The sequence below is a fragment of the Alphaproteobacteria bacterium HT1-32 genome (assembly GCA_009649675.1).
In the GTDB taxonomy this organism is placed as follows: Bacteria; Pseudomonadota; Alphaproteobacteria; order Rhodospirillales; family HT1-32; genus HT1-32.
Genome location: WJPL01000001.1, coordinates 936,413 through 948,669, shown reverse-complemented (window position 1 = coordinate 948,669; position 12,257 = coordinate 936,413). Strand labels below are relative to the sequence as shown.

12 protein-coding genes are annotated in these 12,257 nt (G+C 58.8%); all 12 read left to right on the top strand.

Features of this window, described 5'->3' with window-relative positions; translation table 11 throughout:
- Window positions 1-3: 3 nt before the first annotated feature.
- Genes GH722_04530 through pseG form a run of 12 tightly spaced genes read left to right on the top strand, consistent with a single transcriptional unit; the run spans window position 4 to window position 12,236 of the window.
- Window positions 4-1,158 (top strand): hypothetical protein, encoded by a 1,155-nt coding sequence (locus GH722_04530; GenBank protein MRG71024.1) that lies wholly within the window; start codon window positions 4-6, stop codon window positions 1,156-1,158.
- The gene (locus GH722_04525; GenBank protein ID MRG71023.1) at window positions 1,155-2,054 is read left to right on the top strand and encodes a hypothetical protein; all 900 of its coding nucleotides are present in this window, start codon (window positions 1,155-1,157) and stop codon (window positions 2,052-2,054) included. The genes GH722_04530 and GH722_04525 overlap by 4 nt, the downstream gene beginning before the upstream one ends.
- Window positions 2,054-3,061, top strand: coding sequence for a hypothetical protein (locus GH722_04520; GenBank protein ID MRG71022.1), 1,008 nt, complete (start codon window positions 2,054-2,056; stop codon window positions 3,059-3,061). Before GH722_04525 ends, GH722_04520 begins: the two co-directional genes overlap by 1 nt.
- On the top strand, window positions 2,982-4,001 hold the full coding sequence (locus GH722_04515; GenBank protein ID MRG71021.1) for a hypothetical protein: 1,020 nt from the start codon (window positions 2,982-2,984) through the stop codon (window positions 3,999-4,001). Before GH722_04520 ends, GH722_04515 begins: the two co-directional genes overlap by 80 nt.
- Window positions 3,998-5,098 (top strand): hypothetical protein, encoded by a 1,101-nt coding sequence (locus tag GH722_04510; protein MRG71020.1) that lies wholly within the window; start codon window positions 3,998-4,000, stop codon window positions 5,096-5,098. Before GH722_04515 ends, GH722_04510 begins: the two co-directional genes overlap by 4 nt.
- Window positions 5,095-6,033, top strand: a complete 939-nt coding sequence (locus GH722_04505; protein MRG71019.1) for an NTP transferase domain-containing protein — start codon at window positions 5,095-5,097, stop codon at window positions 6,031-6,033. The genes GH722_04510 and GH722_04505 overlap by 4 nt, the downstream gene beginning before the upstream one ends.
- A gap of 5 nt (window positions 6,034-6,038) precedes the next feature.
- Window positions 6,039-7,229: an N-acetyl sugar amidotransferase gene (locus GH722_04500; protein MRG71018.1), complete on the top strand. Its 1,191-nt coding sequence runs from the start codon at window positions 6,039-6,041 to the stop codon at window positions 7,227-7,229.
- A 6-nt stretch (window positions 7,230-7,235) separates the two neighbouring features.
- The gene (gene hisH / locus GH722_04495; GenBank protein MRG71017.1) at window positions 7,236-7,853 is read left to right on the top strand and encodes an imidazole glycerol phosphate synthase subunit HisH; all 618 of its coding nucleotides are present in this window, start codon (window positions 7,236-7,238) and stop codon (window positions 7,851-7,853) included.
- 2 nt (window positions 7,854-7,855) lie between these two features.
- Window positions 7,856-8,611: an imidazole glycerol phosphate synthase subunit HisF gene (gene hisF, locus GH722_04490; GenBank protein ID MRG71016.1), complete on the top strand. Its 756-nt coding sequence runs from the start codon at window positions 7,856-7,858 to the stop codon at window positions 8,609-8,611.
- Window positions 8,586-10,676 (top strand): aminotransferase class III-fold pyridoxal phosphate-dependent enzyme, encoded by a 2,091-nt coding sequence (locus GH722_04485; protein ID MRG71015.1) that lies wholly within the window; start codon window positions 8,586-8,588, stop codon window positions 10,674-10,676. Before hisF ends, GH722_04485 begins: the two co-directional genes overlap by 26 nt.
- Window positions 10,673-11,215, top strand: coding sequence for a GNAT family N-acetyltransferase (locus tag GH722_04480; protein ID MRG71014.1), 543 nt, complete (start codon window positions 10,673-10,675; stop codon window positions 11,213-11,215). The genes GH722_04485 and GH722_04480 overlap by 4 nt, the downstream gene beginning before the upstream one ends.
- Window positions 11,148-12,236, top strand: a complete 1,089-nt coding sequence (pseG, locus tag GH722_04475; GenBank protein MRG71013.1) for a UDP-2,4-diacetamido-2,4,6-trideoxy-beta-L-altropyranose hydrolase — start codon at window positions 11,148-11,150, stop codon at window positions 12,234-12,236. The genes GH722_04480 and pseG overlap by 68 nt, the downstream gene beginning before the upstream one ends.
- Window positions 12,237-12,257: the final 21 nt, after the last annotated feature.

Sequence of the window (12,257 nt, the reverse complement as noted above, 5' to 3'; positions counted from 1 at the left end):
AGCATGCGACATCACATCATCTATCGCGAACCTGACCGTTATGCCTCGTTTCCGTATATTTGCGGAGATGGCAAAGGTGGCCATTGGGCGACATTTCGTCAGGCAGGTGCAAAAACCGCGAAAGCCGCGATGACCGGCACCCATACGCATCAGGACACGGACAGCCGGATCATGCTGGCGCACCGGCCCGCCGGTCAGCCGGACTGGTCACCGGCAAAGATAGTCTGGGAATCATCGACGGATGGTCTTGCCGTCAATGACCCGTCGGTAACGGTGCTGTCCGATGGGTCGATGCTGTTGCGGTATGCGCGCTGGAAACTGGTTCCCGTCAACCGCCGGGCAGAACTGGACGGACCGGCGCAGCGCCATTTCCCGCGTACAGCCGAGGTTGGCATGATGGTCGGAAACGGGTTCCTGTTATCCCGGAATAACGGGGAGACCTGGAAGCCTCTTCCGTCTCGCATTGACGATAAGGAACTGGCCCGGGCCTGTTCCCGCAGTCCGGTGATCGAGACGGTCGACGGGGTCTGGCTGTTGCCGGTTTATGGCGGCTATCCGGCGCAGGTTGAAAGCGCGATGATGATCCGGTCCTGGGACAAGGGTGAAACCTGGGGGGACGCGTCGCAGATCGCCGGGCGCCCCTGGCTCAACATCCCCTACCGGGAAGGGGTCAGCTATAATGAAACCTCGGTGATTGCACTGGATGAGGTAACCCTGCTTGCCGCCGTGCGGGCCGATTCCGGTTTTGTAACCGAGGATGACACCTTCATTTCCGAAGGCGGTGTCGGCGAGCTCTGCTGGACCATATCCCATGATGTGGGTTTTACCTGGGAGCCGGTGCAGCCACTGGGTCTGTTCGGGCAACCTGCGGATCTTTGTCTGATGCCTGACGGACGGATTCTCTGTACGTATGGCTATCGTCAGCCGCCTTATGGTGTACGCGCCGCAATTTGTGAGTTTCAGGGTAGCAAACTTGTGCCGGTATCGCATATCACACTGCGGGATGATTCGGATAACTGGGACTGCGGTTATCCGGCCTCGGTGCTCAATGCGGATGGTTCGGTCACCTCGGTCTACTATCTGAACCGTGATGGCAATGCGCTGAGGCATGTGGCCAGCACTGACTGGAGCCTGTCAGAAATGTCGGAGACCCCATGATCAGGATCGCAGTTCTTCAGGCGAATTCATCGCATCCCGAAGCCTTTATCAATATCATCAACGGATCGGGCTCACCGTTCCGGGATCGTGCCCGTGTGGTCACGATCTGGGATGAAGACTTTGCCCTGTCTACCGCGCAGGCCAGTCATGGTGTACGCGCCTGCGAAAGACTGGAGGAGGCTATTGACGCAGTGGATCTGGTGATGATCTGTGGCCGCTGGGGTGACCAGCATCCGGATCTGGCGATTCAGATGGCAGGGCTGGGTCTGCCGGTCTTTATCGACAAGCCACTGGCGGCATCTTTCAGCCGGGCCTGCGACGTTGTCGAGGCATTTGAGGCGGCCGGTGCTCCGGTGCTTTGCGCCTCAGCTTACCGGTTTGCCCCGGAAGTCCTGACGTTCTGTGAAGGGCTTGATCGTCTGGGACGCTTTCGGTCCGGTCAGGCGGCGGGGCTGTCGGAATGGCCGGATCTCGGGCCAAAGGGCCGGGAGTTGCATTTCTACGGGGTTCACACCGCAGAAATGATCCAGACGGTATTTGGCGAAGGTATCCGTTCTGTTGTGGTGCATCCGGGTGACGCGGCAGATATCGCCATCCTGGAATTTGCCGATGGTCGACGGGTGGACTGGCATCTGCTGCGCGACTGCGCGGAAATTTATGAGATCGGTTATTACGGGCAGGAAGGTCATGATCGCGTTCGCATCGACCCCTTCAGTGCCTATTATGAAAATATGATGGAGGCCGTGGTCCATATGGCAGAAACCGGAGAGTCACCGGTTTCGCTTCGTGCCTCGGCTGAAATCGTGGCGCTGCTGGATGCGGTCACACTGGCGCGCCGGACGCCGGGTGAGCGGCTGGTGCTGGAAATGCGGCTGGTTCCGGCGGGGAAGGTCTGATGCTGACAGCTTCACGTATTGCCGTTATCGGCGCGGGCCGGATGGGTGAACTCTATGCCCGTCTGGTTGCGCAGCATCCGCTGGCGGAACTTGCCGGGCTGGTCTGTCATACCGAAACCTCGGCTGAACGGCTGCGCGGTCTGTTCCCTGTGCCGGTTGTCAGTGGCGGCGATCTGGCGGCGCTTTCTGCGGCTGTCACAGAACTCGATGCTGTCATCGTGGCAACCCCGGAATGGGCGCATCTTGAACCGGTCCGCTGGGCGGTGGAGCGGGGACTGCCGGTGCTGCTGGAAAAGCCGATGGCCGGCAGCCTGACGGAAGCCCTGAAAATTGCCGGGCTGGTTGAGGCCGCTTCGGGCCTGCTGACGCTTTGTCACATCGTTCGTTTTGACCCGCGCTATGCTGCCCTCCGGCAGATCATTGCCATGGGGAATATTGGCGCGGTCCGCCAGATGTATGCCCGGCGGAATGCGGATCAGGTTGCGGCGGCGCGTATTCTCGGCAAATGCGACCCGGCCTTCTGGCTGACGCCGCATGATATCGACATCATGCGCTGGATTACCGGCGCGGAAGTGGTCTCGGTGACGGCGCAGACGATTGCCGGTGGCAGCGCCGCATCAGACGGTCTGTTCACGGATCTGCGTTTTTCGAATGGTGCGATCGGGCGGATTGAAAACTCCTGGGCGACACCACCGGCCCATCATTCCCGCAACTGCCTGTTCGATGTTCAGGGCGAGGCCGGGTCTGTGGAGGTCGATGCCTGGTCGCAGGGTGTTGTTTTGCGCGGCAGTGATGACCGGGCGACATCGCCCAACACGACAGAAGTGTGCGAGGTCAACGGCCGACTGGTCGGTGCCTGCGCCAACATGATTGATGACTTTGTTCAGGTGACAGCAACGGGCCGCAATCCGGCTGTGTCGATGCAGGATGGTCTGGCTACAATGCGGGTGGCCGATGCCATCAGCCGTGCCCTTGCCTCCGGCGGGAGTATCCTGCTTGAAGCCTAGCGTGGTAATCGCCGGTCTTGGCCGGATCGGCTGCGGGTATGATCTGGCGAAGGCAGCAGACAGCCTGCCGATGACCCATGTCGGTGCCGTCATGGCAGACCCGCGGTTCCGGCTGGCCGGTGCGGCAGATCCGGGTGCAGATCGTCGGAAGCTTTGTCAGTCGGTCTGGCCGGATATTGAACTGGCCGGAGATGCCGGAGACCTGATTGAGCGGGCCCGTGCGGATATCGTCTGTATTGCGACCCCGTCGGCGATCCGGCGCGACCTGGTTGAGACGGCGGTGAGGGCGGGTGCCCGGCTGATTTTCTGTGAAAAGCCGCTGGCGCTTGCTGTTGAAGATGCCGAATGGATTATCGATCATTGTGCGGCAAACAATGTCCGGGTTGCGGTGAATCTTTCCCGCCGGTGGGAGCCGGGTTGCGTTGCAGCCGGACAGATGATCGCCGGGGGCGATATTGGCGAGGTCCGGCGGGTGACTGGTCTCTATACACGCGGGATCAGTAATAATGCTGCCCATCTGATTGATCTGGTGCGGAACTGGATCGGCGATATACAGGATTGCAGTATTACCGGGCGTCATTACCCGGATGCACCGGATTTCCGGCTGATCGCCGGTGCGAATATTCCCGTTGATGTTCTGGGAATGGACGGAACAGCCGTCGATCTGTTTCGTCTTGAAGTCTTTGGCAGTGAAGGCCGTCTGCTGCTGGATGATTTTGGAGCGGAACTCTCCGTTCGTCTGGCTGAACCGCTGCCGGAAGACCCGACCTTGCGGGTGCTGGGGACTTCAAGGCCGATCGCCTCAGACCCCGGGGTGACGATGACGGCAGCCTGGGACAATCTGTATGATTGCCTGACCGCAGACCGCGCCCCGGCCTGCAGCGGCGACGACGGGCTGGCTGTTGCCCGCATCTGCCACCGGCTGGAGCAAATGGTGTGACGGATCAGCCGAAACTCAGAATTGCGGCCCGTGATCCGGGTGCAGCCAATCTGCTGGCCGGTCTGCTGGATGAGGCGGGCCTGACGGAAAACTATGCCTGTGACCTCTGGGTTACGGCCAATGTTGCATCCTATTTCGTCAAGGCAGGTCTGCCGGTCAGAATTTTTGACCAGCCGCCGACAGCGATTGAGATGTTGCGCGAATGGCAGGCTGATCCTGCTGATGCCCTGGTTACGGGCACCAGCCATTACGAACCGTTCGATGACCTGCTGTGGCGGGCGGCACGGCTGACCGGCACGCCATCACTGGCTGCTGTTGATTACTGGTCCAATCTGACCCGGCGCTTCCCGACTGTTCGTCCGGATAGCATTGGCGTCATTGATCTGGCGCAGGAAACTGAAGCCAGGGCTGCGGGATTTGATGATGTCGTCATTACCGGTCACCCGGCATTGTCGGCCATTCAGCCGGCACCCCCCCGCCCCGCCGGTGAAACGGTGTCGGTGCTGTTTGTCAGTGAACGGATTGCGGCTGATGTCGCGGAAGGTGTGAATGACAGCTATGGATTCGATGAAACGGATTCCTTCAGTCTGGTCATGGCGGCGGCTGAACGAGCGGCATCTGGCGGACAGCCGGTAGAGGTGACGGTCAAATTTCACCCCTATAATGACCCGGATGCCTTTCGTGATGCTGTGGGTGCCACCGGTCAGCCGGATAATGTCAGGCTGATCTGGATTGAGGGTCGTCAGCCGATCGCACCGCTGATTGAAGCGGCCGATATTGTAGCCGGAATCAGCTCTGTCGCCCTTGTCGAGGCGTCGCTGATGGGGCGGGTCGTGGTTTCTGTGCAGCCTGGCCTGACACGTGAAAACATGTTCGTACCGGGTGAGCGCGGATTTGCCGATACGCTGATCAATCCGGAACAGGCGATAACGCGGCTTTGCGGGCTGATGACGGATCCCGCCGGGCGGCAGGCGGCACGGGACAGACTGAGCGGTTTCCGGTCATCCCTCAGTTCCCCGGCTGATGTGCCGATACAATCCTGGCTGAAACGCGTTTTGCCGATACCCCTTAAATCTGCTATCGCGAGCGCCTCATGAAGATTGTCGGTATCCTTCTGGCCCGTATGGGCTCCTCCCGGCGGCCCGGCAAGTCCCTGGCCGATGTATCGGGTGCGCCTCTGATTACCCGGATTTTACAGCGGATGCTGGCTTTTGACCGCTTCGACGAAGTGGTCCTGGCCAGCCCGGATACGGAACAGGACCAACCGCTGCTGGCGGCGGGCAAGGCGGCGGGTGCGATTCCGTTTGCGGGATCAGAGGAAGATGTTCTGGACCGGCTGTATCAGGCGGCAAAGGCGCGTGGTGCAGATATTATCGTGCATATCGGCGGTGATTGTCCGTTTTGCGATCATGAACTGATGGGCCGGGCGCTGGATATGCTGCTGGAAGGTGAGGCGGAATTCGTCTCAAACCTGCATCCGATGACCTATCCGGCGGGGCTTGATGTTGATGCCATGACCATCGGTGCGCTGGAGCGCTGCTGGGAGCGGGCGACGCTGAAGACGACGCGCATTCATTGCCTGTCCTATATTCATCAGAACCCGGAACAGTTCCGGACCCTGAATTTTGAACATCCAGAGAATCTCGGTCATCTGCGCTGGACGCTGGATTACCCGGAAGATCTTGAACTGGTCCGGCGTGTGTTTGAGGCGCTGGGTCCGCAGGGTCAGTATTTCGGAATGCAGCAGATCCTCGATTTTCTCGCGGCAAACCCGGATGTGGCCGGCTTGAATACCCATCTCAGTGATTTTGTGCCGGACCAGCCGGCCCACTGGGACAGTGAAGGATATCTGTCGGACTTGCGCGATGACATCGCCAACCTGATATCCGCAGCCGGGTTGCTGGACGGGGACCGTAATTATGGTGCTGCCGCTGCCACTTATGCCCAGGCGCGGGATATGATCGGGGAATTGGTCGACCGCGCTGAAACTTTTGCCCGCCGGAATGGCGGGCCTGATACGACAACGGAGTGAATTGAATGCACACCTGCAGCAAATGTGTGATGCCGGAAACCAGTGAATCCCTGACCTTCGACAATGAGGGTGTTTGCTCTGTCTGTCGTCAGATTGAATTCAAGCAGACCGGTATCGACTGGGATGCCAAGCGGGCGGAACTGAACGAGATCGTCGATCCGGTCCGTGGCAAATACGACTATGACTGCATCGTGCCGTTTTCCGGTGGCAAGGATTCCACCTTTACCCTGCTGTATCTGGTCAAGGATATGGGGCTGAAGCCGCTGGTGGTGCGGTTTGATCATGGTTTCATGCGCCCGACCCTGCAGGATAATGCCCACAAGACATTCCGGACACTGGGTGTCGATGTGCAGCATTTCACCCCGAACTGGCAGGTTGTCCGCAAGCTGATGCTGGAGGCGCTGCGTCGCCGGGGCGATTTCTGCTGGCATTGCCATACCGGCATTTTCAGCTACCCGATGTGGGTGGCGCTGGAGAAGAAAGTGCCGCTGGTGATCTGGGGTGAACCCTCGGCTGAATATTCCTCATTCTATTCCTACGATGAGGACGAGGAGGTTGATGAGCGTCGCTTCAATTCCTTCGTCAATCTTGGCATCAATGCCGAGGATATGCTGGGTATGCTGGATGACAGCATCTCCGACTATCCTGTAACCGAACGCGACATGAAGCCTTATCGCTATCCGCCGGCGGCAGATCTGCGGAAGATGCGCCTGCGGTCGATCTGTCTCGGCTCCTACATTCCCTGGGATGTGAAGGCGCAGGTCAAACGGGTGAAGGATGAACTTGGCTGGGTCGGTGATCAGGTTGAGGGTGTGCCGCCGGAATATGACTATGAGAAAATCGAATGCTTCATGCAGGGTGTCCGCGACTGGACCAAGTATCTGAAGCGCGGTTTTGCCCGGACCACGCATCTGACCTCCATCGATATCCGCAACGGCCGCAAGACCCGCGAGGAATCGATCGAACTGGTGAAGGATTATGATGGCCGCCGCCCGCCGTCGCTGGATCTGTTCCTGCGCTATCTCGATATCACCGAGGAGCAGTATATGGAGATCGTCTCGCAGCATGCGGTCGCCCCGCACGTGATGCCGACGCTGGACGAGGTGCGGGCTGCCGGGATGCAGCCGAAACTGCATGATTATGATAAATGGAGCCGGGTGGTCGGCGATATGTCGAAAGACGAACAGGCTTCCTGACCGGAGATGACCCTCAGCGTTGTTGATTACGGTGCCGGGAACATTCTTTCGGTGATGAATGCGTTCGAAGTGATCGGCGAAGAGCCCGTGCTTGCCTCGACACCGGAAGCCCTGATGGCTGCTGACCGGCTGGTTCTGCCGGGTGTTGGCGCGGCCGCTGCGGTGCTGGAAAAACTGCGTCAGAACGGCATGGACCAGGCACTGCGGGAGGCGGTTGTCGACCATGGCCGGCCGCTGCTCGGTATCTGCGTCGGCATGCAGGTGCTGGCCACGACAATGCTGGAATTCGGTGAGACGGCGGGGCTTGGCTGGATGGCCGGGGAAACCCGGGATATCCGCGAACTGGGGGCACCCCGTGCGCCGCATATGGGCTGGAATCAGGCGGAGTGCGGTGAAACAGAGACCCCGTTCCACCGGCAACTGCATAACCGCAGTTTCTATTTCTGTCATTCCTTTGCGGTGACCGGTGTGCCGGAAAAGCTTGTGGTCGCAACCACGTCTTATGGCAGTTCCCTGACGGCAGCCGTTGGCTTCGGTACGGTGCTGGCAACCCAGTTCCATCCCGAGAAAAGCCAGCTTGATGGTCAGCGATTGCTTGAAGCTTTCGTTGACTGGACACCCTGACAATGTTGCAGAACAGGATTATCCCGAGCCTGCTGCTCAGCGGCGGCAGACTGGTCAAGGGGACGGCCTTTGCGAATCATCGCGATGCCGGAAATCCGCCAACCACGTTGCGGGCCTATGCGGCACAGAAGGCGGATGAGGCGCTGCTGATCGATATCGATGCGACCCGTGAAGGCCGCGGCCCGGATATTGCGGCGGTGCGACTGGCGGCGCGGGAATGTTCCATGCCGCTGACCATTGGTGGCGGTATTACATCGGTGGAACGGGCAAAAGCCTGTCTTGATAACGGGGCTGACAAGATCTGCCTGAACGCGGCAGCCAGAAACCGTCCTGCTCTGATCAGCGACTGTGCGCAGGTCTTTGGCAGTCAGGCGGTTGTTGTCGCTGTCGATGTCACGACCAGCGGCCCGGCACCGGCCTTGTATGATTACCGGGCCGGGACGGCTGACCTGTCTGTGGACTGGCTGGACTGGATTGAGCAGGTGGAGAGACTTGGTGCCGGTGAAATCCGGCTGATGGATGTCAGCCGGGAAGGGCGTCGTCCGGGATACAATACCGACCTTCTGACACAGGCACGCGGGCGAACCCGTCTGCCGGTCATTCTTGAAGGCGGTGCCGGAAAGCTCGACGATCTTGACGCAGCGATGGCCGGGGGCGCAGATGCGCTTGCGCTTGGTACAATGCTGGTATTTTCCGACAACAATATTATTCAGGTGAAACGATTCCTCAAAAATGCCGGTCATCCGATCAGGCTTTGAGCGACTACGGAGCAGGAAGATGAAGAAGGTAGCGATTATTCAGGCCCGCATGGGATCCTCCCGACTGCCGGGTAAAGTGTTGAAAAAACTTGGCAACCGGCCGGTGTTACAATGGGTCGTTGACCGCTCACGGCTGATTCCCGGCATCGATACTGTTGCCGTCGCAACATCGGAATCGACCAGTGATGATGCCATTCAGGCCTGGTGTGAGGATTACGGAGTTGCCTGCCATCGCGGGTCGGAAGACGATGTTCTCGCCCGTTTCGAGACAGCTGCCAAAGCGGAAGGTGCTGATATCGTGATGCGGGTGACGGCAGACTGTCCTTTTATTGATCCTCAGATCTCCGGCGCTGTTCTCTCCCGGCTGATCCGGGCCGATGCCGACTATGTTGCCAACAATCTGCCGGCCGTCTGGCCGGATGGTCTGGATTGCGAGGTTTTCAAGGCGTCGGCACTTTACGCCGCTGCCCGTGACGCTGTCCGTAAACTGGAACGTGAGCATGTAACCCCGTTCATCAAGCATAACCGCGACCGTTTCAAAGTACTGTCGATCGGAAGTCTTGCGCCGGGACTGGCAAAAGAACGCTGGACCGTCGATGATCCGCAGGATCTGGAATTTTTGCAGGAAATCGTCAAACGCCTGCCCTCAGAGGGCGAGCCGAGCTGGATGGATATTCTGGCGGTTCTGGATGCTGCGCCGGAGTTGCGCAAGATCAACAGTGCGACGATTCGCAATGAAGGTCTGGCAACATCCGTGAAGGCCGAACCGATTCCGGAGACCAGAAACTACGACCGGTCCAATGCCTACCTGCCACGGGCTGAGAAAGTGGTGCCGCTGGCAGCACAGACCTTCTCGAAAAGCCGTATTCAGTTGCCGCAGGGCAAGACGCCGCTGTTTCTCACCCACGGTGAGGCGGGGCGTGTCTGGGATATTGACGGCAATGAATATGTCGATCTGATCAATGGTCTGCTGGCAAATCTGCTGGGTTATAATGACCCGGACGTTAACGACGCAATCGAAGCCCAGCTGCGCGAAGGTATCAGTTACAGTCTGGCAACCAAGCTGGAAACCGAGCTGGCGGAACGGCTGTGTAATATGATCCCGTCTGCCGAGCAGGTGCGTTATGGCAAGAACGGATCGGATGCGAATACGGGTCTGGTGCGTATTGCCCGCTATGTAACGGGCCGCGATCATATCATCGGCTGCGGTTATCATGGCTGGCAGGACTGGTATATCGGTGGCACGCCGCGCAATGGCGGCATTCCGAAAGCTGTCCGCGAACTTATTCATCTCGCGCCCTATAACGATATCGACGCAATGGACAAAATGTTCCGTGAGCATAAGGACGATGTTGCCTGTGTGATCATGGAGCCGATGAACGCGGTCTGGCCGAAAGAGGGCTATCTGGAAGAAGTGAAGGAACTGGCGCACAAGCATGGTGCCCTGCTGATTTTTGATGAAATCATTACCGGCTTCCGTTTCTCGAATGGCGGTGCGCAGGAACTGTTCGGTGTCACACCGGATCTTTCCAGTTTCGGCAAAGGTATGGCGAATGGTCTGCCGATTTCTGCCGCAGTCGGGCGTGCCGACCTGATGAAGGAGATGGAGGAAATCTTCTTCTCCTCCACATTTGGTGGCGAGGCTCTGTCACTGGCAGCAGCCATTGCGGTTGTCGACAAGCTGGAACGTGAACCGGTGGTTGAGACCATCAACAAGCGAGGCACCGCGATGGCTGAAGGTGCCCGCGCCGCCATTGCCGAATTCGGTCTTAGTGACATCATGGCGCTGAACGGTCATCCGAGCTGGATGATTCTGGCGGTCAATGATCATCCGACAGCCCGCAAGGAAGCAATCAAGACCCGGTTCCTGCGCGAGATCATTCGTTCCGGTGTTCTGCTGGCTGCGGCGCATGATATTTCCTATGCGCATAGTGAGACAGATGTGGCACAGGTGGTCGCCGGCTATCGTGAAGCCTGCCGCATTACAGCAGAAGAGCTGAACAGTGGTAAGCTGGAAGAACGGCTGGACGTGCCGGTTATTGAACCGGTCTTCAAGGTTCGCTGATCTTGTTGCTCTCTGACGGTGATATTTCCCTCCAGCGGTTTCAGCCGGAAGACGTATCTGAAAGATATGTCGGCTGGCTGAATGATCCTGATGTTATGGGGCAGACTGAATCCCGGAACGGAGGTCATACGCTGGAATCGTCGCGGGCCTATGTTGCGGCATCCCTGGCCGATGACCGCTGCCGGCTCTGGCGCATCATGCATGAACAGGCGGGGCATGTCGGCAATATGCGGTTGTCTGATATCATTTCCTTTCATCGTCGTGCAGATACGGCAGTGATCGTCGGAGAGCGGACATTGTGGGGGGCTAATATTGCATCTCGGGCGATCCGGCTTGCTGCGAAATATGCCTTTGATGAACTGGGTATGCTGAAGCTTACGGCAGGTATGCTGGCAACCAATACTGCCTCAATCCGGGCTTTCGAAAAGGCCGGTTACACCGTCGAGGCCCGGCGGCCCTTACACTACCGCTATGGTGATATCTGGGTCGACGGAGTATTCATGGGACGCCTGTCGGAGACTGCATTTGACCATGCCTGAAGCTGTTTTTCGTGTCGACGCCTCACAGGAAATCGGGGCAGGGCATACCATGCGCTGTCTGACGCTGGCTGATGCGCTGGTTCAGGCGGGGTGGAAATGTTCCTTCGCAGTCGGGCCGCAGACGCTGGCAATTGTTTCTGATCTGAAGAAGGCCCCGCATGAAGTGATCGAACTCAGCGGGGACCGCATCCAGCCGATGCATGAACGCTGGCCGGACGGTGTCGATCTGCTGGTGATCGACCATTATGATCTTGGTGCCGCCTATGAAGTTGGCTGCCGCCCCTGGGCACGCCGGATTTTCGTGATCGATGACCTTGCCCGACGGATCCATGATTGTGATCTTCTGCTCGACCAGAATCTCGGTCGCGACGAAAACAGCTATGCCGGACTGGTCAGTCCGGACAGTCCGGTGCTGATCGGGCCGGAATACAGTCTGCTGCGCCCGCAGTTCCCGGAAATCCGGGACAGTGCCGTGCAGCGTCGTGAAACCCTTGGCCGTACCCGCCGGGTGATGATCAGCCTTGGGGCAACAGATCCGCATCAGATGACGATCCCCATCGTCGAACGCGTAGCCCTTAATGCACCGGATATCGAGATGGATATCGTGATCGCTTCGGCAGCCCGGCATATCGACAAGGTGCAGGCTCTGGCAAAGCGTCTGGGAGAGCAGGTCCGCATTCATATGGATGTCAGCGACATGGCCCGTCTGATGCACAATGTCGATCTGTCTATTGGCAGTCCGGGAACGACCTCCTGGGAACGTTGTTGCCTCGGGTTGCCGACGCTGCTACTTGTCACCGCCGATAATCAGCGGAGCAATGTGCCTTCGCTTGAAGCGGCTGGCGCTGCTATTGTCATCGGTGACTGGCTGCAGCCCGACTGGGACCGGTTCGATGATGCGCTTGCGGTACTGGCCGCCAACCCCGAGCGTCTGCGTGCAATGGCCCGGCGGTCCTTCAGTGTTTGTGATGGTAAAGGGACAGAGCGCGTTATTTCAGCCATTAACGGGATCACCCGCTAGACCGCCTGTAACGGGCGGATG

What these genes read in the sequence shown, in the direction of transcription:
- GH722_04530 (MRG71024.1), top strand. Translation starts at nt 4, where the DNA reads ATGCGACATCACATCATCTATCGCGAACCTGACCGTTATGCCTCGTTT.
- GH722_04525 (MRG71023.1), top strand. Translation starts at nt 1,155, where the DNA reads ATGATCAGGATCGCAGTTCTTCAGGCGAATTCATCGCATCCCGAAGCC.
- GH722_04520 (MRG71022.1), top strand. Translation starts at nt 2,054, where the DNA reads ATGCTGACAGCTTCACGTATTGCCGTTATCGGCGCGGGCCGGATGGGT.
- GH722_04515 (MRG71021.1), top strand. Translation starts at nt 2,982, where the DNA reads ATGGTCTGGCTACAATGCGGGTGGCCGATGCCATCAGCCGTGCCCTTG.
- GH722_04505 (MRG71019.1), top strand. Translation starts at nt 5,095, where the DNA reads ATGAAGATTGTCGGTATCCTTCTGGCCCGTATGGGCTCCTCCCGGCGG.
- GH722_04500 (MRG71018.1), top strand. Translation starts at nt 6,039, where the DNA reads ATGCACACCTGCAGCAAATGTGTGATGCCGGAAACCAGTGAATCCCTG.
- hisH (MRG71017.1), top strand. Translation starts at nt 7,236, where the DNA reads ATGACCCTCAGCGTTGTTGATTACGGTGCCGGGAACATTCTTTCGGTG.
- hisF (MRG71016.1), top strand. Translation starts at nt 7,856, where the DNA reads ATGTTGCAGAACAGGATTATCCCGAGCCTGCTGCTCAGCGGCGGCAGA.
- GH722_04485 (MRG71015.1), top strand. Translation starts at nt 8,586, where the DNA reads ATGCCGGTCATCCGATCAGGCTTTGAGCGACTACGGAGCAGGAAGATG.
- pseG (MRG71013.1), top strand. Translation starts at nt 11,148, where the DNA reads ATGGTGATATCTGGGTCGACGGAGTATTCATGGGACGCCTGTCGGAGA.